Here is a 25,960-nt window from a genome sequence, read left to right as displayed (position 1 = left end):
GGGAGGGGACCGCCTGCCATGGACATCGGAACCACCGGCTTACGGCTCGCGTCGAGCGCCGTCGCACCACTCGTCAAACGGCTGTTCCGGCAGGACGGACCAGGCGCCGGCCTCGTCGACAAGCCGGTGCGGCTCTCGTCCCTCGTCTCCTTCCGAGGCGAGAAGCGCACGCTGACCGACCGTGACGTGGAGAAGCTGGCCACCGAGCTGACGCTGCGCGCGGCGAAGGCGACGGGGCCGCACGACACCCCGCTGGAGCTCGACCGCATCATGGTCGCCGACCTGCTGGCCAGGTCACTCCAGGCACTCGGCGACCTCGACATGGACGACGTCCAGGCGGTCCGCCTCGGTCCTGACGCCTTGGCTCGCGCGCTCCGCCAGAACACCGACGAACTCTCCTCCGACGCGACGGTCTTCTACGACCGGGTGCTGGCCCTGGCCTGCCTCCACGTCCTGGACTTCTTCACCAAACGGTCGACGTTCGTGGCCCGTACGTTGGTCGAGCAGACCCGCCAGCAGGAGCGGATCATCCACACCCTGGATCTGCTGGTGGAACGCGTCTCCTCCCAGTCCGCCGAGGACGCCGCCTTCGAGGACCGCTACCGGAACTATCTGGTCCGCCGGCACAACAAGCTCACCATCTTCGGCATCGACGTCGACGACGAATGGCCGCTGGACGACGCCTACCTGAGCCTGGAGACGACGGAACGCGCCCCCGTCCACGGGGGTGGTGACGGCATCCCCACCCCACCGCAGCGCGCCGAACGCGCGCTCTCCGGCCGCCACCGGGTCCTGCTGCGCGGCGTCGCCGGCTCGGGCAAGACGACCCTCGTCCAGTGGCTCGCGGTCACCACCGCCGAACACCGTTTGAGCACGGAGCTCTCCCACCTCATCGGCCTGGTGCCGTTCGTCCTCCCCATGCGGACCCTGACCCGGGCCGGTCAGGAACTCCCCATGCCCGAGGACTTCCTCACCGCCGTCCGCTGCCCCCACACCCCGCCACGCGGCTGGGTCGAACGCGTCCTGGCCAATGATCGTGGTCTGCTCCTCATCGACGGCATCGACGAGATCCCCGAGCAGGAACGCGACCGCACCCGCGCCTGGCTCCGGGAGCTACTGCGGGAGTTCCCCGGCAGCGTGTGCGTGGTGACGGCCCGGCCGTCGGCTGTTCGCGAGGACTGGCTGGCCGCCGACGACTTCACCGAGCTGTCGCTGGCCCCGATGAACCGCAAGGACGTGACGGCGTTCGTGCAGCGCTGGCACCGGGCCGCAGAGGCGGACGAGACCGAGGCCGAAGCCCTCCTCACCGCCATCCGCAGCCGCCCCGACCTCAGCCGGCTGGCCACCAACCCCCTGATGTGCGGCCTGATCTGCGCCCTGCACCGCACCAGCCACGGCTACCTTCCACGCGGGCGCGAGGCGTTGTACGACGCGGCGCTGCGGATGCTGCTCGAACGCCGCGACCAGCAACGCAAGATCGACCACGGTCTGCGGTTGGACGCGCCGTCCCAGACGCTGCTGCTCCAGCGCCTGGCCTACTGGCTGATCCGCAACGGCCACTCGGAGCTCGATCGCGAGGACGCGCTGGACCTGATCTCCCAGGTTCTCCCCTCCATGCCGCAGGTCTCGGCCCAGGGCGACGCGGAGGCGATCCTCCGCCACCTCCTCGACCGCTCGGGCCTCCTCCTGGAACCGACCGAGGGCGCGCTCACCTTCGTCCACCGCACCTTCCAGGACTACCTGGCCGCCCGCGAGGCCATCGAGGCCCGCGACTTCCCCCTGCTGATCAAGAACGCCCACCTCGACCAGTGGGAAGACGTCATCCGCATGGCCGTGGCCCACGGCCGCCCCGCCGAACGCGCCCGTCTGCTGAAGGGCCTGATCAAGCGTGGCGACACGGTGAAGAAGCACCGCATCCGGCTGCACCTGCTGGCGATGGCCTGCCTGGAACACGCGACGCAGCTCGATCCTGCCGTACAGGAGATGGTGACCTCGCGCGCGGCCGAGCTGATCCCGCCGGTCAACTGGCGAGAAGCGCAGGCCCTCGCCGCAGCCGGTGACGTGGTGCTGGAACTCCTACCGGGGCCGGAGCAACTGGCGCTGAATGAAGCGTGGAACGTGATACACACCATCACCCAGGTGGGCGGTGATGCGGCACTCAAGCCTCTGGCCCGCTTCTGCGACCACCCATCGCGCTGGTTGACGAACAAGATTGCCGGCGCCTGGGGTTCTTTCGACATCGCAGACTTCGCCGACACAGTCATCCCCAAACTTCCAGCCGACGCGGGCATATCCGTGAGCACCGTGGAGCAACTCGCCCATCCATGCGTACGGGGTCGTCGCCTCCGGGCCAGCAACGTGGATCCCGACGATCTGGTGCGTGCCGGCGTCGCCGACCAGGTGGAATCGCTCAGCTACACGAGACCGGTCGACCTTGCGCGTCTCACATGCTTGAGCCGTGTGACTCGGCTAAAACTGTATTTCAAGATGCGAAGCGCGGATCTCGGGTTTCTCGCTCAGCTTCCGCTCACCAACCTCGACATCTCGCTCGATCCAGCCATGGAACCGAAAGGCATCCACCTTCTCCACAGCATTGGTGAGTTTATCGTCCGTCTTAATCGGACGCACCACCCGCTGCGGCAACTGCCACCCGGCGCACCAGTCACCTGGCTCATCCTTGACGCACCGGCGCACGGTTTGGACGAACTTGACGACTTCCCCCGGCTGACGGATCTGTCCCTCTGGGGCCGCGAAGCATCCCTGACCACGGGTGACTGGCAACGGATCGCCAACTTGGAGAAGCTGGCGCAGCTCTACCTCTATCCGAAACCCCTGCGGAGTCTTCCCCCCAGCCTGGTGTTCCCCAGCGTCACCCAGCTCCACGTACTCTCTGCCGCGTACACGCCCATCGATCTCGAAGCGCTGGTCAGGGCTTTCCCCGCGATCCAGACCCTCCGCCTGATGGAGACGAACTCGCTCGATGTCTCGCCACTCGGAAAGCTGCCTTCACTCAGGAAGCTACGCTTGGAGGAAGCGCGCGGCTCCACCAACTGGAGGTCGCTGCGTGACGTGGAATTGGTTGTCACGCCAGCGCCTCGCTATGGCTCAGCCAACGTCTACAACTGAAACCACACCGACTTTCCCGGCCCCGGCGCGTGCCGGCAGACCTCCCACCGACGCGCGCAACTGCTGAGCAGCAGTAGCCCACGGCCGTGCTCCTGGTCAACCGCCGGGGAGGCGTCCGGCAGGCGCGGCATGCCCGGCCCCTGGTCGTACACCCGCACCTGCAACTCCCCCTCCGGCGACCAGCAGGCGTGTATGTCGACTGGCGGCGGGGTCCGGCAGCACAGCGACGCGTTGATCGCGTTGCTGACCACCTCGGAGGTCAACAGCGCTGCCGTCTCGATCAGTTCGCCGTTCAGCGGGACGGCGCTCCGCAACGCGGTCCGCATCGCGTCGCGTGCGGTGCGGACCCAGCTGGGATGAGCCGGGAACCGCAACGTGAAGTCGGCGGTCCCGGACCGGACAGGAACGAGGCACATGAGCCCTACTCCTCCACTCTCGGGGAGTTACCGTCCGGACACTAAGCGATATGGGATGAACTATGCAACCTAAACTGTGAACCCCAACTCCATCGAGTGGCGTGCCGGTCGGCACAACCGGCAGACTGACCGCCGATGCAAGGAAGGCTGGAGGATGGGACTGCGCGTCAACCCGACTCAACGGCAGCGACGCCTGGGGCTGGAGCTGCGAAAGCTTCGTGAAGCCAGTGGGCTCACCGGGCCGGAGGCAGGCGCCTTCATCGGTGTCGGTCGTGCCCACATGAGCCACATCGAGGCTGGCCGAACACACATTCCGGAGGACAAGCTCCGCACGCTCGCCGAGGTCTATGGTTGCAAGAGCCACCAGCTGGTCGACGAGTTGGTGGCGATGACGCGAACGACCGGCAAGGGCTGGTGGACCGACTTCAAGCGGGTGGTGGACGACCGAGCGCGCGACCTCGCCGAGTTGGAGTCAACGGCTACCAGTCACCGCTGTTTCCAACTGATCTACATCCCTGGCCTGCTCCAGACGCCCGCCTACATGCGCGCCCTCATGGAGAACGCCGAACCCGATGCGCCAGCGTCCCGCATCGACCGCTACGTCGAGTTCCGCCTGCGGCGACAGGAGGTGCTGCGCCGTGAGCCACCGCCGCACTATCACGCGGTGATCCACGAAGCGGCGTTCCACATGCGCCACGTGGGACGGGAAGCGATGCGCGAACAGATCGAGCACCTGGTCCACCTGGCGCAGCGGCCCCACGTCGAGATCCAGCTGCTGCCGTTCAAGGCACCCCGCTATCCCGCGACCTCCGGCACGGCGCTGGTGATCTACGAGTCGGCCTGCCCTGAACTCCGCACCGTCTACGTCGAGCATCCGGTCTCGTCGATGTTCCTGACGGATGACGACCGCATCAGCCAGTTCTCACACGATTTCGATCGGTTGAGTAGCGTGGCACTGACCCCGCTCGATCCGGCGGATACCAGCCCCGACAGCTCACACGGCCTGGTGCAGCACCTGCTGTACGGCCTGTAGGGAGGGACCCGTGCCGAACCTCCAGTGGCAGAAGTCGTCGTTCAGCGGCGGCTCCGGCAGTGGCGAGTGCGTCGAACTCGCCGCCATATCCGCCGGCGGCGTCGTGCTTCTCCGTGAGAGCGACGACGCGGACACCATCCTCGCCGCGCGGCCCGACGCCTGTCGCGCCCTGCTCGCGCAGATCAAGCGCGGCAGGCTCGGCAGTCTCTCGCCTCGGCGCTGAGACGTTGGCGAGACCAACAAACAGGCGTATCGTTGGGCGCGCCAACATTGGTGAGAGCATCGAGGAGGCGCCATGTCCGCCGCTGCCCGGATCGCCGATCGGGTCGAGATCGCCGAGTTGTTCGCCCGGCTGGCCAACCTGCTGGACGAGTGCCGTCACGACGAGGCCCACACCGTCTACGCCGACGACATCGTGGTGCGTTCGCCGCGCGCTGAGCTGCGTGGCATCGACGAGGTGACCGCGTATCTGAAGCGAAGCCAGGTGGCAGGGGACCGCACCCAGCACACGCACGGTGACGTGCTGGTGGAGGTCGACGGTGACCGCGCGAAGGCCACGGCGAACCAGCTCACGCACTTCTACCGCGACGGCGAACCGCCCCACCGGAGGAGCGGCCTGCGGGTGGCCTGCGAGGCCGTGCGGACCCCCGCGGGGTGGCGGTTCGACGACATGCGGATCACGCTCGCCTGGACGGACGGGAAGTGACGCAGTGAACCACCGTCACCCCTCCGCCCGGCGGACCCGCCGGACCTCGCGGTCGATCGCCCAGGCGTCGGCGACCGGGCCGAGGTGGGTGAGCTTGTCGGGGTTGATGACGGTGCGGATGGTCTGGATCCGGCCGTCGAGCACGTCGAGCACGAAGGTGTGCAGGATCGCGCCGTCCCGGTCGCGGAGGATCGCGCCGGGCTGGCCGTTGATCTCGTGCGGCTCGAACGTGACGTCGATCCGGAGCAGCCAGGGGTAGACGGAGCCCAGCAGCCGGGCCACGTTCTCCGCGCCCACGACGGCCTGTGCCAGTTGCGGGGCCTTGCCGCCGCCGTCTCCGACGAGTTGGACGTCGGCGGCCAGCAGGTTCTGGAGCCCGCCCACGTCTCCCTCCTTCAGCGCGTCGAGGAACCGGGTCGCCAGCTCCTGCCGTTCCCGGCGGTCCGCCGCGAAGCGTGGGCGGTCGGCCGCCATGTGGCGGCGCGCCCGCACCAGCAGTTGCCGGCACGCCGCCTCGGAGCGGCCCACCGTCCCGGCGATCTCGTCGAAGCCGAAGCCGAAGACCTCCCGCAGCAGGAAGACCGCCCGCTCCAGCGGGCTGAGCCGCTCCAGCAACAGCAGCGCCGCCATCGACACCGAGTCGGCCAGCTCCGCCGAGCGTGCCGGGTCCTGGTAGGGATCGTTCAGCAGCGGCTCGGGGAGCCAGGGCCCGACGTACTCCTCGCGCCGCACCCGCGCGGAGCGCAGCACGTCGATCGAGATCCGGGTCACGGTGGCCGCCAGGAAGGACTTGGTCGAGGTGGGCCGGGTCGTCGACGCGTCGTACCGCAGCCACGTCTCCTGGACCGCGTCCTCGGCCTCGCTCACGCTGCCCAGGATCCGGTAGGCGATCGAGAACAGCAGCGGCCGTAGTTCCTCGAACTCCTCGACCTTGCTCACCACGGTTTCCTTCCCTTTCGCTAGAAGGACTCGGGGCCGAGGCGGCCCCAGGCCACGAACGCCGCGAGGGCGAGGTAGACCACGTTCAGCGCGACGAGCGCGAACTCGCCGCGCCGGCCGTGGGTCATCGTCGCGCCGAGCATGAGCACGACCCAGCAGAGGGCGGTCACCGGCACCAGAGCAGGCGCGATGTCGACCGCGGCGGGCAGGATCAGGCCGACGGCGGCCAGGAGCTCCAGGATCCCGAGGGTTCTGACGGGGCCGGCGCCGGCGTCCCCGGTCCATCCGCCGCCATAGGCCGCGGCCAGTTTCTCCACGGGGACGAAGGTCTTGGTGATGCCGCCGGTCAGGGCGACGGCGGCCAGCAGTCCGGCGCCGATCCACAGGGCGAGGTTCATCAGTGGAACTGCCCGACCTCGTAGCCGCCGGCCGGCTGCTGGGTGATGATGTTCAGCCGGTTCACCGCGTTCAAGAAGGAGACGAGCATCACCAGCGCGGTGAGCTGCCCCTCGTCGTGGTGCTTGGCGGCCAGCTCCCACACCTCGTCGCTGACCCCGGTGGCCGCGTCCGCGACGCGGGTGCCCTCCTCGGCCAGCGCCAGCGCCGCGCGCTCGGCCTCGGTGAAGACGGTGGCCTCCCGCCACGCCGCGACCAGGTTCAGCCGGACCGCGGTCTCGCCGGCCGCGGCGGCCTCCTTGGTGTGCATGTCGAGGCAGACGGCGCAGCCGTTGATCTGGCTGACGCGCAGCGCGACCAGCTCCTGCGTGGCGGCCGGCAGCGGCGACTCCTTGAGCGCCTTGCCCGCCGACATGAAGTACTTGAGCGCCTTGCCGGCGGTCGGGCTGGCGAAGTAGTTCAGTCGCGCGTCCATGGTGTGCTCCTCGGTGCTCGTGAGTGGGTGGCTACACCCCCGAGACGAGGTAGCCCGACGCCCTGTGACACGGGCGGATGTGACCCGCGTCTCCCCGTCGCCGGTGCGACGCGATCGCGACGGATCGCGCGACGGATTGTCAGTGCCTCCGGCGATGATGGTGGGTATGAGCGTTCCCGCCTTCCGGGAGAACCAGCAGCTGCCAGCCTGGGCCGACACCGTCGGCCCAGGCTGGGCGGCGTTGCTCGAGGGGCTGCATCGGCGGCTGCTTGAGCTGGCGCCCGACTACCGGATCGAGGTGTGCGAGCGGCGCCTCGGCGGCCTGCGGATATGGGTGGCCGAGCGCTTCGACGAGGCGGGCGAGTTCGACGGTCACTGGATGGACGCGGCGGCCCGGCTCACGGAGGCGGCGGAGCGGGACTCGGAGCGCACGTGCGAGCTGTGCGGGCGGCCAGGCCAGCCGAGGTTCGGCGGCGGGCGGCACGGCACGTGGATCACCGCGCTCTGCGACCCGTGCTCGGCCGACGAGCGCCGCCGCTCGGCGCCGTTGCCAGGGGCCGGGGAGGCCGGGAGACTTCAGGGTGGCCCAGCCTGAAGGAGGCCGCCGAGTCGGCGTCGGGCGGGCGTCGGGTGGCGACCAGACCTGGGACACCCCGGAGCTGCTGCGGCTGATGGGCAACGAGCGGCTCTACCGGGCGACGAGGTGTTGCGCCTGGAGCCGCACGTCGACGCCTCGGTGCCGCCCGGGATGGACTTCCTGTTCACGCCGGAGGAGGTGCGGGCCGCCCGGGCCGCCGGCGCGGACGGCCGGGCGCTGCACCACGGGTGGAAGCGGATCACCCACCTGGAGACCGTGGAGGTGACGGGCCCGGCCGGCTCGTTCGCGCTGCTGCACCACCCGATGTCGCACGCCGCCTCGCGCAACCGGCGGCCGACGACCCGCGTCGCGCAGTTCATGCGCTAGGTGCGCGTGCCGCTGCCCGACGGCGGCGCAAGGGCCGCCGCCTTCAGCTGGAGGTAGCGGCGCTCCGGGACGCTGAGGGTGCGGGCGGCGGCGCGCTGGTAGGCGGCGCGGGCGGCCTCGTGGTCGCCGGTCATCTCCAGCAGGTGGCCGCGCACCGCGTCGAGGCGGTGGTGGTCGGCGAGCGTGCCGTCCGCGTCGAGCGCGGCCAGCCGGTCGAGCCCGACGCGCGGGCCGAGCGCCATGGCGGCCGCGACGGCGCGGTTGAGCTCGGTCACCGGGCCGGGGGCGAGTTCGGCCAGCACGTCGTAGAGGGCGAGGATCTGCGGCCAGTCGGTGTCCTCGGGCCCGGCCGCCTCGTCGTGCACGGCGGCGATGGCGGCCTGGACCTGGTAGGGGCCGAGCGGGCCGGGGGCGGCGAGCGCGGCGCCGACCAGCTCGGTCCCCTCGTCCACGGCGTGCTTGTTCCAGCGGGTGCGGTCCTGCTCGGCCAGCGGGATCAGCTCGCCGCCGGTGCCGGTGCGGGCGTCGCGGCGGGCGTCGGTCAGCAGCATCAGCGCGAGCAGGCCCGTCACCTCGCCGTCGTGCGGCACCAGTCGGCGCAGGGCACGGGTCAGCCGGATGGCCTCGGTGGCCAGCTCGGCGCGGTGCAGCGCCTGCCCCGAGGTGGCGGTGTGGCCCTCGTTGAAGACGAGGTAGAGCACCCGGAGGACGGGGGTGAGCCGGGCCGGGAGCTCATGGGCGCTCGGGGTGGCGAACCGGGCGCCCGCCTGCTTGATGGTCTTCTTGGCGCGGCTGATGCGCTGCGCCATCGTCGACTCGGGGACCAGGAACGCGCGGGCGATCTCCGCGGTGGTCAGGCCGCCGACGGCGCGCAGGGTCAGCGCGATCTGCGAGGCGGTCGACAGGGCCGGGTGGCAGCAGAGCACCAGCAGCGTCAGCGTGTCGTCCTCGCGCGGGTGGCGTGACTCGCCGGGCGGCGGGGCGTGCAGGTCGTCGGCCGGGGTGAGGGCGGCGACGGTCTCCTCCCGACGCCGACGGGCGGTCTCGGCGCGCAGTTCGTCGAGCAGCCGGCGCGAGGCGACACGGATCAGCCAGCCGCGCGGGTTCTCGGGGGTGCCGTGCGCCGGCCACTGCTGGGCGGCGGCCAGCAGCGCCTCCTGCACCGCGTCCTCGGCGGCGTCGAAGTGGCCGTGGCGGCGGACGAGCGCCCCGAGGACCTGCGGCGCCAGGCGGCGCAGCAGGTCCTCGGACGGGGTGGCGGTCACGCCTCGGCCGGGGCTTCCGCGATCGGGCGGACGACGACGTCCGGGATGATCGAGCCCTCGGGAGACGGGCACTGGTAGACGCGCTTCGCGATCTCCGTCACGCGCTCGACGCTGGCGCAGTCCAGCACCCAGTAGCCGGCCAACACCTCCTTGGTCTCGCCGAAGGGGCCGTCCGAGACGACGGGCTTGCCGTCGGGGCCGCCGGTGATCACGATGGCCTGCTTGGGCTCGGTCAGGCCCTGGCCCTCGACGAGTTCGCCGGACTCGGCGAGGTCGTTGTTGAGCGACTCCATGAAGGTGAACATGGCGCCCAGGTCGGCCTGGCTGTAGGCGGGGTGGCCGGGGGTGGGGGTGCCGTTCATGGCGTCGTAGTCGGCCTGCTTGCCGTAGACCATCACCAGGTACTTCATGGCTCGTCTTCTCCTCGGTCGGCCGCTCGGGCCGGGCTCCTCGGCGCCCCTCTCGGGCGCCTCTCACATGAGACGTCGGAGCCGGGCCGTGGTTCTCGACATCGGGCGCGGATTTTCTTCGAGATTTTTTCCCGACGAGGCGTCCCGGCGCATCAGCCCAGGTGGAAGGGGGTTTCGGTCAGCCGTTCCGAGAGCTCCCAGAGCCGGCGCCCGGTCTCGGGGTCGGTGGCGCGGGGTGCCGGCCGCACCCGGGTCGGGGCGCCGCGCAGTTCGGCGGGGCCGCCGGGGCCGATGAACTCACCGCCCGCCACGCCGGGTTCGGTCGCGGCGTACAGCTGGGGCAGCGCGCCCCGGTCCGCTGGCTGGGCGAGCAGCGGGTTGCCGAGGCGGCCGAGCAGCACCCGCCAGAGGCCGACGGTGGCGCTGGTCTGCAGGTTGGTGGCGGTGTAGCCGGGGTGGGCGAGCACGCTGGCGACGGGGCTGCCGGCCTCGGTGAGGCGGCGGTGGAGCTCCACGCCGAAGACGGCGTTGGCGAGCTTGGACTGGTTGTAGAAGGCCATGGGCGAGTAGCCGCGCTCGCCGGTGAGGTCGTCGAAGCGGATACGGGCCTGGCGGTGGTTGACCGAGCTGACGGTGACCACGCGCGGGTCGCGGCCCGCGGCCAGGCGGTCGAGCAGCAGGCCGGTGAGCGCGAAGTGGCCGAGGTGGTTGCAGGCGAACTGGAGCTCGTGGCCCTGCGCGCTGAGGGTGCGTGGCGGGGCCATCACGCCGGCGTTGTTGACGAGCACGTCGAGCCGCGGGTGGTCGGCGCGCAGCCGGTCGGCGAAGGCGCGGACCGAGTCGAGGTCGGACAGGTCGAGTCGCCGCACCTCGAGATCGGCGCCGGGCTGCGCCGCGGTGATCCCGGCCGCCGCCCTGGCGCCCCGGCTCTCGTCGCGGACGGCGAGGATCACGTGCCCGCCGGCGCGGGCGATGGCGCGGGTGGTCGCCAGGCCGAGGCCGCTGTTGGCCCCGGTGACGACGAACACGCGCCCGGTCTGGTCCTGGATCCGCTCGGCGGTCCAGCGCTGCCGCTCACTCATGGGCACACCTTGCCTCTGGTGGCACTCAATGTCAATGTGCGCGTGAGTGCCGCGCGCGGCATGGCGGCTATGCTGACGGGGTGAGCTCCCGCCCCGACGTGACCATGGCCGAACGCAAGCGTCAGCTCGTCTCGAACGAACTGACCGAGGCGGCGCTGCAGTTGCTGGCCTCCAAGGGGTACGACGCGGTCACCGTCGACGAGATCGTGGCGGCGGCGGGCGTCTCCCGGCGGACGTTCTTCCGGTACTTCGCGTCCAAGGAGGACGTGGTCGTCCAGTTCCTGGCCGACCTCGGCGCCGGCATGCGCGCGGAGTTGGCGGCACGCCCCGGCGCGGAGCGTCCTTCGGCGGCGCTGCGGCACGCCGTCGGGGCCGGGCTCGCCGCCTGCGCCGACCGTTCCGACCACGCCGAGCGGGCGTTGCGGGTGGTGCGACTGATCCTGCGCACGCCCGCCCTGCTGGCGCGCTTCATGGAGCGGCAGGCGGGGTGGCGGGAGGAGTTGGCCGAGGAGCTGGCGCGCCGGCTCGGTCTGGACGCCGGCACCGACCTCTATCCCCGGCTGGCCGCCGGGATGGCGCTGTCCGCCTTCGACACCGTGCTGCGGCGGTGGAGCGAGAGCGAGGGCACCGAGGACCCGACCGCGCTGACCGACCGGGCCTTCACGCTCATCGCCCCGGCGCTCGACGCGGACCGACGCGCGGACCGGATCGTCGACGTGGCGGGCGCCGGCGCGCGACCGTCACGGCCCGGGCGCAGGGGTTGATGGCCGCGCTCACCGCCGCGCTGGTCCTCGACGGGACCGCCGGCCCACCGCACGAGGACGCCGGATCGTCAGCGGCGAGCAGCGGCGCGGCATCCGGCCCGGGCGGCCTCAGCGGGTGACGACCGACCGCGCGAGGCGGAAGCCGACGTCGTCGGTGCGGAAGGTGGGGTGGCTACGGCGGCGGACCGACGCCCGGCAGCTCCAGCGTTCGTCGAACCAGCCGCCGCCGCGCAACACCCGGTAGCTGCCGTAGACCTCGGGGTCGTACTGGTCCCAGCACCAGTCCCACACGTTGCCCAACATGTCGTGCAGCCCCCAGGCGTTGGGCTTCCTGCCGCCCACCTCGTGGACCCGCTCGCCCGAGTTGCCGCGGTGCCAGGCGATCTCGTCGAGGTCCCCGTAGCGCGGCCCCGTGGTGCCGGCGCGGCAGGCGTGCTCCCACTCGGCCTCGGTCGGCAGCCGGTACCCGTCGGCCGAGCGGTCCCACGTGACGCCCTCGCCCCCGTCGTCGACGCGGTAGGCGGGCGTGAGCCCCTCGCTCCGGGAGAGTGCGTCGCAGAAGCGGACGGCGTCCCACCAGGACACGCTCTCCACGGGCAGCTCCGCGCCGCGCGCCGCGCTCGGCCACTCGCCGGTGACCCGGGCGTACGCCGCCTGCGTCACGGGGAACGGCGCGAGCTGGAACGCCGCGACGTCGACGGTCCAGCGGCGCTCGGTGCGCCGGTCCGAGAGCGTCACCCGGCCGGCCGGGACAGTGACGAGATCCATGCCGCCGCCCCCGGTCAGCCGGCCTGCTCGTGGGCGATGTCGACGACGACCTCGTCCTCGGCGCCGGTCACCCGGAAGCCGGGGGCGCCACCGCCGGGGGTGTCGAGGCCGAGGACCACGCGCAGTTCGCCCTCGAAGATGCCGAAGTCCCGCACCTCGCGGACGGTGTCGGTGAGGTCGGTCGGCGCGAGGCCGCTCTCCTGGTCGACCCCGACGAGGACGACCATGAGGTTGTGGGCACCGGCCAGCTCCGGCGGCTCCACGTCCCCGCTCGGGGGTTCGTCGACGTAGCTGGCGATGACCTGTGGCGCGCTGCCGTCGAAGGCGAAGGTGACGCGGTCGTGGTCCTCGTGCTCGGTGACGGCGACCTCGGTGAGCCGGGGCACATCCGCCCCCTGGGCCGGCCGGTCCTTGCGCTCGGCGTCCCAGTCGCCGACCGCCGCGTCGGCCGGGTCCTCGGTCTCGATGCCCGCGTCCGTGGGCTGATCCGTCTCGCTCGGCCCGGCGTCGGCGACGCCGGAGCCCTCCTCGCCGCACCCGGACACGAACAGCAGCGGAACGAGCGCGGCGGCCGTGGCCGCGACGGCGAACCGGTGTCCGGGACGGTGACGTGGCACGGTGACTCCTCTGATCGTGGGACTGTCGGGTGCGGTCACGCTTCCGCCGGCGCGAAGGTCACCGCGGTCGCGCTGGGGACCAGCTCGACCTCGTCGCCCAGCGCGTGCTCGGCGACCCGGGAGACCACGTCAGCCGGGATCTCGGCGAGCGGATACGTGCCGTGCGTGTCGTGCGGGAGGACGACGCCGAGGCCGCGGGCGAGGGCGGTGCGGGCGGTGGCGCTGACGCACATCTCGCTGAGCACGCCGCAGACGGCGATCCGGCGGACACCGAGCCCTTCGAGCAGTTCGCCGAGCGGGGTGCCGGCGAAGCCGTCGTCCTCCGTCTTGCGGATCACGGTCTCGGCCGGCTCGTTGACGAGCAGTTCCCAGCCGGGGGTGAACGGCTCGTCCACCGCGCCGGGTGCGCCGTCGTTCTGCAGGTGGATCACGGGTACGCCCGCGCGGCGGGCGCGCTCGACGAGCGCGCCAACCCGGGTGGCGAGACCGGCGGCGTCGGCCACCGGCTCGGCGCCGCCGGCCAGGAAACCGCGCTGCATGTCCACCACGACGAGGGCCTCGGCGATCACCGGCCCATCCTCGCACGGCGGTTGACGCGGCGCAGTTGCTCCCGCCCGTCAGCGGCGCTTGACGACGCGGAGGACGGGAGCCGACTCGACGTGCGTGACGGCGGCCAACTCGCTCAGCGGGCCGGTGAGGTAGCCGTGCAGCGCGTCGGTGTCGCGGGTGACCACGGCGGCCATCAGGTTGCTCGACCCCGTGGTGGCGGCGGCGAACACCACCGGGGGGTGGGTGGTCAGGGCGCGCGCGACGGCCTCGGCGTGGGCGGGCGGGGTGGTGAGCCACAGCACGGTGGTGTGGTGGTGGCCGACCCTGGCCGCGTCGACATCGGCCTCGAAGTAGAGGACGCCCTGCCGCCGCAGCCGCTCGACCCGCTCCCTGGCCCAGCTCTCCGAGCGGCCGGCCCGGGCGGCGAGCTCCCTGGCGGTGGCCCGGCCGTCGGCGGCGAGCGCCGCGAACAACGCCTGGTCGGCGGCGTCCGCGCGGTACGGCTCGGGATCCGCGCTCCCCTCCGGAGCCGGGCCGCGCAGCGCCGCGACCTGCTCGGCGCCGAGCGCGGCGAGCCGCCCCTGCCGGCCGGCCGCGTCCCCGACATGGGTCCGCAGCACGAGACGGGCGGCGGCCTCCCGCACCTCGGGGGTCCGCGGCAGCGTGCGCGTCAGCAGCGCGTGGTGCTCGACGGCGGCGGCCGTGCGGGCGGCGCACAGCACCTCGCCGGCGGTCGCGGTGAGCGCCACCCAACTGGTGTCGGGGCGGCGTGCCAGGGCGTGCGCGACCTCGACGGCCGCCGCCGGCCGACACCGCAGGCGCAACGACCACTCGGCCTGGCCCGTCCGGCGCGCGTGCCGGAGGCCACGCACCCGCAGCACCCCGGCGGCGCACAGCGCCCGGTACCGGCGCGCGACGGTCCGATGCGAGACGCCGAGCACCTCGCCGATCCGGGTGAACGCGGCCCGGCCGCCGGGTGGCGGCGGCCGAGCCGCCGGCCACCACCTGGGCCGCCCACCGCGCCGCCCGCGCCAGGCGGGCCACGCTGCTCGGCCGGCTGCTGGTGCCGCTCGACGGCGCCGGGCGCGTGGCGCTGCGCCGAGGCCCGGACACCGCCGCCGCCTTCGCGGAGGCGTGGGGGCCGCCGGACGGCAGGACCGCCGTCACCCCGCTGCCCGAACTGCTCGGCGCGATCGGCGCCCACGAGTGGCGCCGCCGCGGCGTGCCGGTCGCCGCGCTCGGCGGCGCCAGGATCCACCCGCACCACGGCGTGTTCTCCCCGGTCCGCGGCGAGTACGTCGACCTGGTGGCCACGGCCCCGCTGCCGGCCGCGGCCCGGGAAGGCGGCGCCCTGGACCTGGGCACCGGCACCGGCGTGCTGGCCGCCGTGCTGGCCAGGCGCGGCGTCCGGCACGTCACGGCCACCGACCACGACCCGCGCGCCGTGGCCTGCGCCCGGGAGAACCTGGCCCGCCTCGGCCTCGCCGGCCGGGTGACCGTCCACCACGCCGACCTCTACCCCCCGCACCGCCGGGCCGGCCTGGTGGTGTGCAACCCGCCCTGGCTGCCGGAGCGCCCCAACTCGCCCCTCGACCACGCCGTCTACGACCCGGAAGGCCGCATGCTGCTCGGCTTCCTGGCCGGCCTCAGCGACCACCTGGCCCCCGGCGGCGAGGGCTGGCTGATCCTCTCCGACCTGGCGGAACACCTGGGCCTGCGCAACCGGGACCAGCTACTCGCCGCCTTCGACACCGCCGGCCTCCGCGTCGTCGACCGCCTCGACACCAGACCGACCCACCGCCGGACCAGGGACGCCACCGACCCCCTCCACCGGGCGCGCTCCGCCGAGGTCACCTCACTCTGGCGCCTCGCCCCCGAACCCTAGGCCGCGCCCCCTTCCCCCTTCCCCTTGCGCTCCCGCTCCACCGCGCCACGGACGTGGCAGTCGGCCAGATGGTCGTTGACCAGGCCGCACGCCTGCATCAGTGCGTAGGCCGTGGTCGGGCCGACGAAGCGGAACCCGCGCCGCTTGAGCGCCTTGGAGAGGGCGGTGGACTCGGGGGTGGTGGCCGGGATGTCCCCGGGCTTTCCGGGCGCCGACCGGTCCCCCGCCTCCGGGGCGTGCGACCAGATCAGCTCCGTCAGCTCACCCGGCTTCCACTCCGCCGCCACCCGGGCGTTGGCCAGCACCGCCTCGATCTTCAGCCGGTTGCGGATGATGCCGGGATCGGCCAGCAGCCGGGCCGCGTCCTCCTCCGTGAAGGTCGCTATCCGCGCGATCGAGAAGCCGGCGAAGGCCCTGCGGAAGCCCTCCCGACGACGTAGGATCGTCAACCACGACAGGCCCGACTGGAACGCCTCAAGGCACAGCCGCTCGAACAACTCGTCGTCCCCACGCACCGGCCGGCCCCACTCGGTGTCGTGATAATCCCGGTAGTCCTCCGGGGCTACCCCCCAGGGACACCGCGGCAACCCGTCGGGTCCTGCCACCGCCAGCGTCTCGTTCATACCGGGCAGTGTGCACCAGACCACTGACAACCGACCCGGACGGCCGGCCAGGCCCCGTCCGGCCCGGGCCCGGTAGGGGATCCGGTCTAGGCCCGGTAGGGGACCTCGCGCAGATAGAGGGCGCCGCAGGTGTGGCACGCCTTCTCCGGCGGCTGCCCCCACTCCTCGTCCGACCGGACCTCCGCGTCAGGCTCCAGCCCGCGCCCGCACATCGCCTCGACCCCGCCGTCCCGCACGATGTGCCACGTCTTCACCACCCGCTCACCGGCGCGGTTCCGGCCCTCCAGGTACTCGGCCCGCATCAGGTGCTCCGCCACGTCCATCGCCTCCTCACCTCCACTATGTCGCGTTTCACCACACTCGCCCACCTTTCCGCCCGCCCGACCGGAGGCCGACGGACGGACCCGACACGCGAGGACCGTTGACAGGCGGGCCCCGCCCCACCACCATCCGGCCATGGGAGCGCTCCCATTCGCCATTCCATGGGAATCGAGGTGCGCAGATGCAACACCACAGACAAGCCCACAGACAGGCCCACAGAGGGAGACCGCGCCTGGCCTCCTGGCCGAGACGCGTGGCCACGGTCCTGCTCACGGCCGTGCTCGCCGTGAGCGGAGCCCTGCTGTCCTCCGGCACGGCCCAGGCCGCTCCGGGCGACGGGCCCTGGTCCACCTCCGGCGGGCAGATCGTCGACGCCGCGGGCAACGAGGTGCGGATGACCGGGCTGAACTGGTTCGGCATGGAGACCGACACCTTCGCCCCCCACGGCCTGTGGGCCCGGAACTACCAGGACATGCTCGACCAGGTGAAGGAGCTCGGCTACAACACGCTCCGGCTGCCCTTCTCCAACCAGCTCTTCGACGCCGGCGCCACCCCCAACGGCATCGACTACACCAGGAACCCCGACCTCCAGGGCCTGAGCGGGCTCCAGATCATGGACCGGATCATCGGCTACGCCGGCGACATCGGCCTGCGTGTCGTCCTGGACCGGCACCGCCCCGACTCCACCGGCCAGTCCGAGCTCTGGTACACCGCCGCCTACAGCGAGCAGCGCTGGATCAACGACTGGGTGATGCTGGCCAACCGCTACCGGGGCGACGCCACCGTCGTCGGCGCCGACCTGCACAACGAGCCGCGCGGCGCCGCCACCTGGGGCACCGGCACCCAGTCGACCGACTGGCGGCTGGCCGCCGAGCGCGCCGGCAACGCCATCCTCGCCGCCAACCCCGACTGGTTGATCATCGTCGAGGGCATCGAGTGCTACAACGGCGACTGCAACTGGTGGGGCGGCAACCTGATGGGTGCACGCGACCACCCGGTCCGCCTCAGCAACCCGAACAAACTCGTCTACTCGGCCCACGAGTACGCCACCTCCGTCTTCGCCCAGCCGTGGTTCAACGACCCGTCCTTCCCGAACAACCTCCCGGCCCGCTGGGACCGTTACTGGGGTTACCTGGAGACCACCGACACCGCCCCGGTGCTGCTCGGCGAGTTCGGCAGCACCCTCACCGCCGTCAAGGACCAGCAGTGGCTCACCCGGCTGATGCAGTACCTCGGCACGGGCACCGGCGGCATCGACTTCACCTACTGGTCCCTCAACCCCAACTCCGGTGACACCGGCGGCATCCTGAACGGCGACTGGACCACCGTCGACACCAACAAGCAGCGCTTCCTGGACCCCTACCTGCTGCCCGTCGGCGAGGGCGGCGGAGACCCGGGCGGCCCCGGCAACCCAGGACCCACCGTCTCCTGCCGGGTGAACTACGCCGTCACCAGCAGTTGGAACGGCGGCTTCCAGGCCAACGTCACCATCACCAACACCGGCACGACGCCGATCAACGGCTGGTCCCTCGGCTGGTCCTTCACCGGCAACGAGCAGATCGCCAGCTCGTGGAACACCCGCCTCACCCAGTCGGGCCGGTCCGTCACCGCCACCGACGTCGGCTGGAACGGCACGCTCTCCGCCGGCGGCGGCACCGCGTCCTTCGGCTTCACCGCCACCACCTCGGGCGCGGCAGCCGTACCGGCCACCTTCGCGCTCAACGGCACGACCTGCGCCTGACGCCAGCGCCCGGGAGCCGCCCCAACCTACGCTGAGGTCATGGAACTTGCGGGGGCGGGTCTGCGGCTGGCGTCGAGCGCGTTCACTCCACTCATCCGGCGGCTGTTCCGCCAGGACGGTCCAGGGGCCGGCCTGGTGGACCAGCCGGTGCGGATCTCGTCGCTGGTGTCGTTCCGGGGCGAGAAGCGGAGCCTCGTCCAGGCGGACCTGGACCGGCTGTGCGGGGAGTTGGTGCGGCGGGCGGTGCGCGGCGTCGGGCCGCACGACGCGCCCTCCGAGGACGAGGTCCTGACCGCCGCCGAGCTGCTGACCCGCACCTTCGCGGCGCTCGGGGACCTCGCCATGGACGACGTCCAGGCCGTGCGGCTGGGGCACGAGGAGTTCGCCCGCCGCATCGCGATCGCCGACGATCCGCTCTACCGGCGGGTCCTCGACGCCGCCTGCCTGCACATCCTGAACTTCTTCACCCAGCGCTCCACCTTTGTCGCCCGCACCCTGGTCGAGCAGAGCCGCCGGCTCGACCACCTCAGCCGCGCCGTGGACCTGTTGATCGAGCGCGTGCCGTCCAGGTCGGCGGAGGACGCCGCGTTCGAGGAGCGGTACGCGCGCTACGTCCAGCACGAGCACGGCCGGCTCACGATCTACGGCCTCGACCTCCACCAGTCCCGGGAGTGGCCACTGGACGACGCCTACCTGAGCCTGGAGACCCACGGGGACCCGGACACCGCGCCACAGCGCGCCGAGCGCGCCCTCGCCGGCCACGAGCGGGTGCTGCTGCGGGGTCTGGCCGGCTCCGGCAAGACGACGCTCGTCCAGTGGGTGGCCGTCGCCGCCGCCCGTCAGGATCTCGCCGCCGGCATGCCGCAGCTCATCGGCCGGGTCCCGTTCGTTCTCCCGATGCGCACGCTCACCCGCGACCGCCGGCGCCTGCCGGACCCCGAGCGGTTCCTAGCCGCCGTCGACTGCCCGCTGGCCGGCGCCCAGCCGGAGCGGTGGACGGACCGGGTGCTGTCCGCCCGGCGCGCTCTGTTGCTGGTCGACGGCATCGACGAGATCCCGGAGGACGAACGGGACGCGGTCCGGGCCTGGGTGCGCCGCCTCAACGCCTCCTACCCGGGCAATCTGTGGCTGGTCACCGCCCGGCCGTCGGCGGTCCGCCAGGACTGGCTCGGCTCGGAGGCGTTCGCCGAACTGACGCTCTCCCCCATGAGCCGGTCCGACGTCCAGGCGTTCGTGCACCGCTGGCACCGTGCCATCGGTGCCGGCCCCGAGACCGAGCGGGCGCTGCTCGACCTCATCCATGCCCGCTCCGATCTCAGCGCGCTTGCCGCCAGCCCGCTGATGTGCGCGCTGATCTGTGCTCTGCACTGGGAGCGGAACGGCCACCTCCCGCGCGGCCGTAAGGCGCTCTACGACGCTGCTCTGGCGATGCTGCTCGAACGTCGCGACCGGGAACGGCCCAACCCGCCACGTGGCGCCCTCGAACTCGACGCCGAGACGCAGATCTCGCTGCTGCAGAAGCTCGCGTACTGGCTGATCACCAACGGCCGCTTCGAGATGTCCGCCTCGCTCGCCGCCAAACTGATCGGCCAGGCCCTACCGGCCATTCGCCAGGGCGACCAACTCGGTTCACCGGACCGAGTGCTGGAGCATCTCGTCGAACGCTCCGGCGTGCTTCGTGAACCGGCCGAAGGCGCCGTGGACTTCGTGCACCGCACCTTCCAGGACTATCTCGGTGCCCGCGAGATGGTGGAATGGCAGCACTTCCCCGCGCTGGTCGACAAGGCCCACCTCGACCAGTGGGAGGACGTGGTGCGAATGGCCGTCGCCCATGCCCAACCGGTCCAACGCGGGGAAATTCTCCGCGCATTGGTCGAACGCGGCGACGCCGACCCGGAACACGGCGTGCGGCTACACCTTCTCGCCACGGCCTGCCTGGAACACGCCACGCAACTCGCGCCGGAGATCCGAGCCGAGGTGGAGAATCGCGCCCGGGGATATCTCCCACCTCGGTGCTACGCGGAATCTTGGCGCCTAGCGGAAATCGGCTCCCTTGTCGCGGAGTTGCTGCCAGGCCCCGAAGGGCTGGCCGATCACGAGGCTGCGGCCGTGGTCACCACCGCCAGCCGGATGGGCACGGACTCGGCGCTGAACGCTCTGCGCGCCTTCACTCATCAGCCCTCCCTCCAGATCCGTCACGCCCTGGCCACTTCCTGGAAGCGGTTCGACACCGAGCGCTACTTTCACGAGATCATCGCCCGCCTGTCGGCCATCAAAGAGCCGGAGCTCTACGCCACCAGCCGCGCCGAGCTCTCGCTGCTCGGAACACTGAAGAGCCTGCGGATAGTCGACATCCGCGGTGACTTCACCTCCGAGGAGATCACCCACGCCCTGGGGAAGCACCCGATCCAGCGGCTCTGCCTCCGCGAGTGCCCCTCGCTCCGGGACCTGGGCCTGCTGCGCGCCTTCCCTGCTCTCCGCCGGCTGACGTTGGACGACTGCCCAGGGGTCACCGACTTGAGCGAGCTGGCCGAAACCGGCGTCGAAGGGCTGCTCCTCGACGCCTCGGCCCCTCCCGTCACCCTCGGCGGTCTGGAGCGGTTGAACGGGCTGCGCTCGCTCGCCCTCGGCTCCGCCGTCGAGCTGACCTCCTTGGACCGACTGCCGTCTGCAGCTCCGCTGACGCACCTGTCTCTCCCCGCCCGACGGCCCGACCTGATCGGTCTCGGCACCTGGCCCACGCTGACAAAGCTGCTGTTGCATCAGGGCGACCGGCCCCTGTGCGAGTCAGAGTGGCTGGCCATCGCGGAGTTGCCGGCCCTGGACTGCCTGGTCCTCGGCCCGGAAGCCATGCGCAGCACGGCCGAACTTGGCGTGTCCCTCCCCGGGGTCGCCCGCCTCGAGCTCGTGGGGTCACCGCCAGAGCTGGCACCGCTCGTGGACGCTTTCCCGGGGCTGCGCTCCCTATTCCTGGCCGATCCACCTCAGAACCTTTCCCCGCTTGCGCGGCTGCCCGAGCTGACGTCCGTCGACGCCGGCCACTCGGTCACCGACCACGGCCTCCCCGACCGCATCGAGGTGTCCGCCCCACCAGCCCCCCGTTACTGAGAACGACGGCGCCCCCGCCGCCCTCTTGCGAGGGCCGCGGGGGCGCCGGTCACTTCTCAGCGGAAGCGGTCGCTCACTCCTTGGAGAGGTTCGGGCCGCCCTTGGCCGCCTGCTCCACCGGGGGGACGTCCGGGAGGGAGGACTTCTCCTCGCCCCGGAAGGTGAAGACCTTGTCCGCACCCTCGCCCTCGGTGTCGACGACCACGATGTGGCCCGGACGCAGCTCGCCGAAGAGGATCTTCTCGGACAGGATGTCCTCGATGTCCCGCTGGATCGTCCGCCGCAGCGGGCGGGCGCCGAGCACCGGGTCGTAGCCGCGCTTGGCCAGCAGTTGCTTGGCCTCCGTCGACAGCTCGATGCCCATGTCCCGGTCCTTGAGACGGTCGTCCACCTGGGCGATCATCAGGTCGACGATCTTGATGATGTCGTCCTGCGTCAGCTGGTGGAAGACCACCGTGTCGTCGACACGGTTCAGGAACTCCGGCCGGAAGTGCTGCTTCAGCTCGTCGTTGACCTTGGCCTTCATCCGGTCGTACCCGGTGGCGACGTCGCCGGCCACCGCGAAGCCCATGTTGAAGCCCTTGGAGATGTCCCTGGTGCCGAGGTTGGTCGTCATGATGATGACCGTGTTCTTGAAGTCCACGACCCGGCCCTGGGAGTCGGTCAGGCGACCGTCCTCCAGGATCTGCAGCAGCGAGTTGAAGATGTCCGGGTGGGCCTTCTCGACCTCGTCGAAGAGGACCACGGAGAACGGCTTCCGGCGCACCTTCTCGGTCAGCTGGCCGCCCTCCTCGTACCCGACGTAGCCGGGCGGGGAGCCGAAGAGCCGGGAGACGGTGTGCTTCTCGCCGAACTCCGACATGTCGAGGGAGATCAGCGCGTCCTCGTCGCCGAAGAGGAACTCCGCCAGCGTCTTGGAGAGCTCGGTCTTACCCACGCCGGACGGGCCGGCGAAGATGAACGAGCCACCGGGGCGCTTGGGGTCCTTGAGGCCCGCGCGGGTCCGCCGGATGGCCTGGGAGAGCGCCTTGATGGCGTCCTCCTGGCCGATGACGCGCTTGTGCAGCTCGTCCTCCATGCGGAGCAGACGCGAGGACTCCTCCTCGGTCAGCTTGAAGACGGGGATGCCGGTCGAGGCCGCCAGGACCTCGGCGATCAGCTCCTCGTCGACCTCGGCGACGACGTCCATGTCGCCGGACTTCCACTCCTTCTCGCGCTGTGCCTTGGCGGTCAGGAGCTGCTTCTCGTTGTCGCGCAGCGAGGCGGCCTTCTCGAAGTCCTGCGAGTCGATCGCGGACTCCTTCTCGCGCCGCACGTTGGCGATCTTCTCGTCGAACTCGCGCAGGTCCGGCGGCGCGGTCATGCGGCGGATCCGCATCCGGGAGCCGGCCTCGTCGATCAGGTCGATGGCCTTGTCCGGCAGGAACCGGTCCGAGATGTAGCGGTCGGCCAGCTGGGCCGCGGCCACCAGGGCCGAGTCGGTGATCGAGACGCGGTGGTGCGCCTCGTACCGGTCGCGCAGGCCCTTGAGGATCTCGATGGTGTGCGGCAGCGACGGCTCCGCGACCTGGATCGGCTGGAAGCGGCGCTCCAGGGCCGCGTCCTTCTCCAGGTACTTGCGGTACTCGTCGAGCGTGGTCGCGCCGATGGTCTGCAGCTCGCCGCGGGCCAGCATCGGCTTGAGGATGCTGGCGGCGTCGATCGCGCCCTCCGCGGCGCCCGCGCCCACCAGGGTGTGGAGCTCGTCGATGAACAGGATGATGTCGCCGCGGGTGCGGATCTCCTTGAGGACCTTCTTCAGGCGCTCCTCGAAGTCACCGCGGTACCGGGAGCCGGCGACCAGGGCGCCGAGGTCCAGGGTGTAGAGGTGCTTGTCCTTGAGGGTCTCGGGCACCTCGCCCTTGACGATGGCCTGGGCCAGGCCCTCGACGACCGCCGTCTTGCCGACGCCGGGCTCGCCGATGAGGACCGGGTTGTTCTTGGTGCGGCGGGACAGCACCTGCATGACCCGCTCGATCTCCTTCTCGCGCCCGATGACCGGGTCGAGCTTGGACTCGCGGGCGGCCTGGGTGAGGTTCCGACCGAACTGGTCGAGCACGAGGGAGGTGGACGGCGTGCCCTCGGAGGGCGCGCCGGCGGTGGCGGCCTCCTTGCCGCCCGAGTAACCGGAGAGCAGCTGGATGACCTGCTGCCGCACCCGGTTCAGATCGGCGCCCAGCTTCACGAGGACCTGGGCGGCGACGCCCTCGCCCTCGCGGATCAGGCCGAGCAGGATGTGCTCGGTGCCGATGTAGTTGTGGCCGAGCTGGAGCGCCTCGCGCAGCGAAAGCTCCAGGACCTTCTTGGCCCGGGGCGTGAAGGGGATGTGCCCGGACGGGGCCTGCTGGCCCTGGCCGATGATCTCCTCCACCTGCTGGCGGACCGCCTCAAGCGAGATCCCGAGGCTCTCCAGGGCCTTAGCGGCGACACCCTCACCCTCGTGGATCAGGCCCAGGAGGATGTGCTCGGTGCCGATGTAGTTGTGGTTGAGCATCCGGGCTTCTTCCTGAGCCAGGACGACAACCCGCCGCGCACGGTCGGTGAACCTCTCGAACATCGTTAATCGCTCCTCAGAGCGGTCAGGCAGTAAAGGGGTCGGTCCCCTCCCTGTCCTTCCGCAGCTTAGTCCCGCAACGGGGGACCGCTCATTCCAACTGTGTGCTCCTGTCCCCGGCGCCGTGCCCCGAACAGGCGACAACAGTTCCAACCCGATGGTGCGAGACGATGTTCCCGCGGGCCAAGGATTCGGACCCCAGAGGACTACGCCGTCGGCGAACGCCCGCTGAGGAACGCACCCGGACCCACTACCACCGCCCCCCTCATCCGGGAGAGTGCCCATCATCCGTCAGGAACTGCCTACCCCTCCAGGCTGACACTCCATGCCCGGACAGCCACCGACATCCGCTACGGGCGAACGCGAACACCCCGAGCGGCGGTACCTCGACGGAGGGTGATCGGCCACTCCGGCGCCCGATCCCGCGCCGCCGGGCCCGGGTGCGCCTCGGGGGGTCGCCCGGTCACGGGCGACCCCCCGGAGAGGAGAGCCGGCTTGGGGGCGCCTCCCGGGTTTCCGCCCGGGCGAGGGGCCGCGAGGCTCGCGGGATCAGACGCCCGCCTTCTCGTAGGCCTCGCGAATGTTGGCGGGAACACGGCCGCGGTCATTGACCTCGTATCCGTTCTCCTTGGCCCAGGCGCGGATTTTCGCGGTGTCCTGGGTGCTCGAGCCGCCACCGGGAGCCGCCGCGGCCCGGCCGCGACCGCGCGCCGCCCTGGCGCCGCCCGCCCTGCGACCCGCCTTCACATAGGGCTCAAGGGCGTCGCGAAGCTTCTCCGCGTTATCCGAGTTGAGGTCGATCTCGTAAGTCTTGCCGTCCAGCGCGAACGTAACCGTCTCGTCCGCCTCGCCGCCACTGAGGTCATCGAGGAGAAGGACCTGAACCTTCTGTGCCACCGGGCTACTCCTCATTCATAGTCGCTGAATACCAATAGGGTACTGCGGTGTAATCAAACCGCCATTCCCGAGAAAACACAAACCCCGGGCTCGTGATTACATCGCATCTGATAAGACACGATGGGACGATTCGGACATAACCGTCACCAAGGCGTCATCGGGAGTCCGGAATCAGAGATGCAGCAGCATCCGACTGTTACCCAAAGTGTTGGGCTTCACGCGTTCAAGCCCCAGGAACTCCGCGACACCCTCGTCATAGGAACGCAGCAGCTCGCTGTAGACGTCACCATCCACCGGGGCGTCACCGATCTCGATGAACCCGTGACGGCTGAAGAACTCCACTTCGAAGGTCAGACAGAAAATGCGACGCACGCCGAGCCAGCGTGCGGTCCCCAGCAACTTCTCCAACACCCGGTGGCCCACTCCGTGCCCCCTCATCTGGGGATCCACCGCCAGCGTGCGCACCTCGGCCAGGTCTTCCCACATCACGTGGAGCGCACCACAGGCCACCACCTCGCCGTCCAGGTCACGCTCGGCCACCCAGAACTCCTGAATGTCCTCGTAAAGGGTGACCGTGGCCTTGTCGAGCAGGATCCGTTCCCGCGAGTAGACGTCGATGAGACGGCGCACCGAGCGGACATCCGTAGTCCTGGCGCGGCGGACGGTGACTTCTGTCGGGGTTTCCTGCACAGGCGGAGGCTATCGCCGCGGGCCTTCCCCTTCGTCTTCGGGGGCTCCGCCTTCCGGCGCCTCGCCTTGCGGGTCCTCGTCCCGCGTTACCGCGTCGGCGGGCCCGGCCGGCTCTTCCGTGGGGGTGAGCGTCACTCCCGCGACATCGACCACTCGCAGGGCGTCACGCAAAGCCGCCGTCTGCTCGGCGGACATCATGCCGAAGAAAGCCACGAGGGCGGCGGCCGCGTTGTCACTCTCGGCCCATGCGTCATTCATCAAAGCGGCCGAGTAGGCCGCCCGGGTGGAGATCGCCTCATAGCGATAGGCGCGGCCCTCCTGCTCGCGCCGCACCCACCCCTTCTGGTGCAGGTTGTCGAGAACGGTCATCACCGTCGTATAGGCGATCGAACGCTCGCGGCGCAGATCCTCGAGAACTTCTCGCACGGTGACGGGCCGGTTCCACTCCCATACGCGGCTCATCACCGCGTCTTCCAGCTCTCCCAGTGGTCGGGGCACAGGATGAAGAATAGCCGCGGGATGACAAAAGGGGCGGATGCGACGTTTGGGGCGCGCGTGGGAGGGCGCCGGGGCGGGCGCGGAAAGGAGCGGG

General features: G+C 71.2%; 26 protein-coding genes and 1 pseudogene. 10 read left to right on the top strand and 17 right to left on the bottom strand.

What is annotated here, in order from left to right:
* Positions 1–18: 18 nt before the first annotated feature.
* On the top strand, positions 19–3,126 hold the full coding sequence (locus RNC47_RS24570) for an NACHT domain-containing protein (RefSeq protein ID WP_311601729.1): 3,108 nt from the start codon (positions 19–21) through the stop codon (positions 3,124–3,126).
* Here RNC47_RS24570 and RNC47_RS24565 read toward each other — a convergent pair.
* Positions 3,117–3,542 (bottom strand): ATP-binding protein, encoded by a 426-nt coding sequence (locus tag RNC47_RS24565; protein ID WP_311601728.1) that lies wholly within the window; start codon positions 3,540–3,542, stop codon positions 3,117–3,119. The two genes, RNC47_RS24570 and RNC47_RS24565, sit on opposite strands and share 10 nt — an antisense overlap.
* A 154-nt stretch (positions 3,543–3,696) precedes the next feature.
* Between RNC47_RS24565 and RNC47_RS24560 the strand changes: the two genes are divergently transcribed.
* From RNC47_RS24560 to RNC47_RS24550, 3 genes are all read left to right on the top strand, one after another.
* Positions 3,697–4,575: a helix-turn-helix domain-containing protein gene (locus tag RNC47_RS24560; RefSeq protein WP_311601727.1), complete on the top strand. Its 879-nt coding sequence runs from the start codon at positions 3,697–3,699 to the stop codon at positions 4,573–4,575.
* Positions 4,576–4,585: 10 nt separating this feature from the next.
* Entirely contained in the window at positions 4,586–4,798 is a 213-nt protein-coding gene (locus RNC47_RS24555; RefSeq protein ID WP_311601726.1) for a DUF397 domain-containing protein, read from the top strand.
* Between the two features lie 72 nt (positions 4,799–4,870).
* The gene (locus RNC47_RS24550; RefSeq protein WP_311601725.1) at positions 4,871–5,281 is read left to right on the top strand and encodes a nuclear transport factor 2 family protein; all 411 of its coding nucleotides are present in this window, start codon (positions 4,871–4,873) and stop codon (positions 5,279–5,281) included.
* A gap of 15 nt (positions 5,282–5,296) precedes the next feature.
* Here RNC47_RS24550 and RNC47_RS24545 read toward each other — a convergent pair whose 3' ends face one another.
* Genes RNC47_RS24545 through RNC47_RS24535 form a run of 3 tightly spaced genes read right to left on the bottom strand, consistent with a single transcriptional unit; the run spans position 5,297 to position 7,091 of the window.
* Positions 5,297–6,220 (bottom strand): RNA polymerase sigma-70 factor, encoded by a 924-nt coding sequence (locus RNC47_RS24545; protein ID WP_311601724.1) that lies wholly within the window; start codon positions 6,218–6,220, stop codon positions 5,297–5,299.
* Between the two features lie 20 nt (positions 6,221–6,240).
* Positions 6,241–6,618 carry a DoxX family protein gene (locus RNC47_RS24540; RefSeq protein ID WP_311601723.1) on the bottom strand — a complete coding sequence of 126 codons (378 nt, stop codon included), beginning with the start codon at positions 6,616–6,618 and terminating at the stop codon, positions 6,241–6,243.
* Positions 6,618–7,091 (bottom strand): carboxymuconolactone decarboxylase family protein, encoded by a 474-nt coding sequence (locus tag RNC47_RS24535; protein ID WP_311601722.1) that lies wholly within the window; start codon positions 7,089–7,091, stop codon positions 6,618–6,620. Before RNC47_RS24535 ends, RNC47_RS24540 begins: the two co-directional genes overlap by 1 nt.
* Positions 7,092–7,257: 166 nt before the next feature.
* Between RNC47_RS24535 and RNC47_RS24530 the strand changes: the two genes are divergently transcribed.
* Entirely contained in the window at positions 7,258–7,686 is a 429-nt protein-coding gene (locus RNC47_RS24530; RefSeq protein ID WP_311601720.1) for a hypothetical protein, read from the top strand.
* Between the two features lie 108 nt (positions 7,687–7,794).
* Positions 7,795–8,055 carry a hypothetical protein gene (locus RNC47_RS24525; RefSeq protein WP_311601719.1) on the top strand — a complete coding sequence of 87 codons (261 nt, stop codon included), beginning with the start codon at positions 7,795–7,797 and terminating at the stop codon, positions 8,053–8,055.
* Here the strand turns inward: RNC47_RS24525 and RNC47_RS24520 are convergent.
* The 3 genes from RNC47_RS24520 to RNC47_RS24510 all read right to left on the bottom strand — a co-directional run bounded on the left by RNC47_RS24520 (position 8,052) and on the right by RNC47_RS24510 (position 10,812).
* Positions 8,052–9,320: an RNA polymerase sigma factor gene (locus RNC47_RS24520; RefSeq protein ID WP_311601718.1), complete on the bottom strand. Its 1,269-nt coding sequence runs from the start codon at positions 9,318–9,320 to the stop codon at positions 8,052–8,054. The genes RNC47_RS24525 and RNC47_RS24520 overlap by 4 nt on opposite strands.
* Positions 9,317–9,730: a YciI family protein gene (locus tag RNC47_RS24515; RefSeq protein ID WP_311601717.1), complete on the bottom strand. Its 414-nt coding sequence runs from the start codon at positions 9,728–9,730 to the stop codon at positions 9,317–9,319. Before RNC47_RS24515 ends, RNC47_RS24520 begins: the two co-directional genes overlap by 4 nt.
* A gap of 152 nt (positions 9,731–9,882) precedes the next feature.
* Positions 9,883–10,812, bottom strand: a complete 930-nt coding sequence (locus RNC47_RS24510) for an oxidoreductase (RefSeq protein ID WP_311601716.1) — start codon at positions 10,810–10,812, stop codon at positions 9,883–9,885.
* Between the two features lie 104 nt (positions 10,813–10,916).
* On the opposite strand from RNC47_RS24510, the gene RNC47_RS24505 reads away from it, so the two are divergent.
* The gene (locus RNC47_RS24505) at positions 10,917–11,576 is read left to right on the top strand and encodes an acyl-CoA-like ligand-binding transcription factor (RefSeq protein ID WP_311601745.1); all 660 of its coding nucleotides are present in this window, start codon (positions 10,917–10,919) and stop codon (positions 11,574–11,576) included.
* 108 nt (positions 11,577–11,684) lie between these two features.
* On the opposite strand, the gene RNC47_RS24500 is transcribed toward RNC47_RS24505, so the two are convergent.
* From RNC47_RS24500 to RNC47_RS37655, 4 genes are read right to left on the bottom strand one after another with little or no spacing between them, the layout of a single operon-like run.
* On the bottom strand, positions 11,685–12,344 hold the full coding sequence (locus RNC47_RS24500; RefSeq protein ID WP_311601715.1) for a formylglycine-generating enzyme family protein: 660 nt from the start codon (positions 12,342–12,344) through the stop codon (positions 11,685–11,687).
* 14 nt (positions 12,345–12,358) lie between these two features.
* Entirely contained in the window at positions 12,359–12,961 is a 603-nt protein-coding gene (locus tag RNC47_RS24495) for an AMIN-like domain-containing (lipo)protein (RefSeq protein ID WP_311601714.1), read from the bottom strand.
* A gap of 35 nt (positions 12,962–12,996) precedes the next feature.
* The gene (locus tag RNC47_RS24490) at positions 12,997–13,530 is read right to left on the bottom strand and encodes an isochorismatase family protein (protein ID WP_311601713.1); all 534 of its coding nucleotides are present in this window, start codon (positions 13,528–13,530) and stop codon (positions 12,997–12,999) included.
* Between the two features lie 48 nt (positions 13,531–13,578).
* A complete protein-coding gene (locus RNC47_RS37655; protein WP_394814863.1) occupies positions 13,579–14,451 on the bottom strand; it encodes an Lrp/AsnC ligand binding domain-containing protein in 873 nt (290 codons plus the stop codon).
* 20 nt (positions 14,452–14,471) lie between these two features.
* Between RNC47_RS37655 and RNC47_RS24480 the strand changes: the two are divergent.
* Positions 14,472–15,395, top strand: a pseudogene (locus RNC47_RS24480) (methyltransferase); the annotation flags it as partial.
* Here RNC47_RS24480 and RNC47_RS24475 read toward each other — a convergent pair.
* Positions 15,392–16,018 carry a DNA-3-methyladenine glycosylase I gene (locus tag RNC47_RS24475; protein ID WP_311601712.1) on the bottom strand — a complete coding sequence of 209 codons (627 nt, stop codon included), beginning with the start codon at positions 16,016–16,018 and terminating at the stop codon, positions 15,392–15,394. The pseudogene RNC47_RS24480 and the gene RNC47_RS24475 sit on opposite strands and share 4 nt — an antisense overlap.
* 86 nt (positions 16,019–16,104) lie before the next feature.
* Positions 16,105–16,341 carry a hypothetical protein gene (locus tag RNC47_RS24470; RefSeq protein WP_311601711.1) on the bottom strand — a complete coding sequence of 79 codons (237 nt, stop codon included), beginning with the start codon at positions 16,339–16,341 and terminating at the stop codon, positions 16,105–16,107.
* A 251-nt stretch (positions 16,342–16,592) separates the two neighbouring features.
* Here RNC47_RS24470 and RNC47_RS24465 point away from each other — a divergent pair, with 251 nt between their 5' ends.
* Together RNC47_RS24465 and RNC47_RS24460 are read left to right on the top strand one after the other, a co-directional pair.
* Positions 16,593–18,080 carry a cellulase family glycosylhydrolase gene (locus tag RNC47_RS24465; RefSeq protein ID WP_311601710.1) on the top strand — a complete coding sequence of 496 codons (1,488 nt, stop codon included), beginning with the start codon at positions 16,593–16,595 and terminating at the stop codon, positions 18,078–18,080.
* A gap of 39 nt (positions 18,081–18,119) precedes the next feature.
* Complete coding sequence (locus RNC47_RS24460) at positions 18,120–21,188, top strand: NACHT domain-containing protein (protein ID WP_311601709.1); 3,069 nt, start codon at positions 18,120–18,122, stop codon at positions 21,186–21,188.
* 73 nt (positions 21,189–21,261) lie between these two features.
* On the opposite strand, the gene RNC47_RS24455 is transcribed toward RNC47_RS24460, so the two are convergent.
* The 4 genes from RNC47_RS24455 to RNC47_RS24440 all read right to left on the bottom strand — a co-directional run bounded on the left by RNC47_RS24455 (position 21,262) and on the right by RNC47_RS24440 (position 25,866).
* The gene (locus RNC47_RS24455) at positions 21,262–23,784 is read right to left on the bottom strand and encodes an ATP-dependent Clp protease ATP-binding subunit (protein ID WP_311601708.1); all 2,523 of its coding nucleotides are present in this window, start codon (positions 23,782–23,784) and stop codon (positions 21,262–21,264) included.
* 546 nt (positions 23,785–24,330) lie between these two features.
* Positions 24,331–24,678: a histone-like nucleoid-structuring protein Lsr2 gene (locus RNC47_RS24450; RefSeq protein WP_311601707.1), complete on the bottom strand. Its 348-nt coding sequence runs from the start codon at positions 24,676–24,678 to the stop codon at positions 24,331–24,333.
* 171 nt (positions 24,679–24,849) lie between these two features.
* Positions 24,850–25,368, bottom strand: coding sequence for an amino-acid N-acetyltransferase (locus RNC47_RS24445; RefSeq protein ID WP_311601705.1), 519 nt, complete (start codon positions 25,366–25,368; stop codon positions 24,850–24,852).
* Positions 25,369–25,377: 9 nt separating this feature from the next.
* Complete coding sequence (locus tag RNC47_RS24440) at positions 25,378–25,866, bottom strand: BlaI/MecI/CopY family transcriptional regulator (RefSeq protein WP_311601704.1); 489 nt, start codon at positions 25,864–25,866, stop codon at positions 25,378–25,380.
* Positions 25,867–25,960: the final 94 nt, after the last annotated feature.

This window comes from Streptomyces millisiae, from assembly GCF_031845425.1.
GTDB lineage: Bacteria > Actinomycetota > Actinomycetes > Streptomycetales > Streptomycetaceae > Streptomyces > Streptomyces millisiae.
The sequence above is the reverse complement of the archived record's forward strand: the minus strand, read 5'-3'. Positions and strand labels throughout refer to the sequence as shown.

Bases quoted from the DNA above. Each gene is read 5' to 3' on its own strand.
- RNC47_RS24570 (WP_311601729.1), top strand. From the start codon at position 19: ATGGACATCGGAACCACCGGCTTACGGCTCGCGTCGAGCGCCGTCGCA.
- RNC47_RS24565 (WP_311601728.1), bottom strand. From the start codon at position 3,542: ATGTGCCTCGTTCCTGTCCGGTCCGGGACCGCCGACTTCACGTTGCGG.
- RNC47_RS24560 (WP_311601727.1), top strand. From the start codon at position 3,697: ATGGGACTGCGCGTCAACCCGACTCAACGGCAGCGACGCCTGGGGCTG.
- RNC47_RS24550 (WP_311601725.1), top strand. From the start codon at position 4,871: ATGTCCGCCGCTGCCCGGATCGCCGATCGGGTCGAGATCGCCGAGTTG.
- RNC47_RS24540 (WP_311601723.1), bottom strand. From the start codon at position 6,618: ATGAACCTCGCCCTGTGGATCGGCGCCGGACTGCTGGCCGCCGTCGCC.
- RNC47_RS24535 (WP_311601722.1), bottom strand. From the start codon at position 7,091: ATGGACGCGCGACTGAACTACTTCGCCAGCCCGACCGCCGGCAAGGCG.
- RNC47_RS24530 (WP_311601720.1), top strand. From the start codon at position 7,258: ATGAGCGTTCCCGCCTTCCGGGAGAACCAGCAGCTGCCAGCCTGGGCC.
- RNC47_RS24515 (WP_311601717.1), bottom strand. From the start codon at position 9,730: ATGAAGTACCTGGTGATGGTCTACGGCAAGCAGGCCGACTACGACGCC.
- RNC47_RS24510 (WP_311601716.1), bottom strand. From the start codon at position 10,812: ATGAGTGAGCGGCAGCGCTGGACCGCCGAGCGGATCCAGGACCAGACC.
- RNC47_RS24505 (WP_311601745.1), top strand. From the start codon at position 10,917: ATGGCCGAACGCAAGCGTCAGCTCGTCTCGAACGAACTGACCGAGGCG.
- RNC47_RS24500 (WP_311601715.1), bottom strand. From the start codon at position 12,344: ATGGATCTCGTCACTGTCCCGGCCGGCCGGGTGACGCTCTCGGACCGG.
- RNC47_RS24475 (WP_311601712.1), bottom strand. From the start codon at position 16,018: ATGAACGAGACGCTGGCGGTGGCAGGACCCGACGGGTTGCCGCGGTGT.
- RNC47_RS24470 (WP_311601711.1), bottom strand. From the start codon at position 16,341: ATGGACGTGGCGGAGCACCTGATGCGGGCCGAGTACCTGGAGGGCCGG.
- RNC47_RS24460 (WP_311601709.1), top strand. From the start codon at position 18,120: ATGGAACTTGCGGGGGCGGGTCTGCGGCTGGCGTCGAGCGCGTTCACT.
- RNC47_RS24455 (WP_311601708.1), bottom strand. From the start codon at position 23,784: ATGTTCGAGAGGTTCACCGACCGTGCGCGGCGGGTTGTCGTCCTGGCT.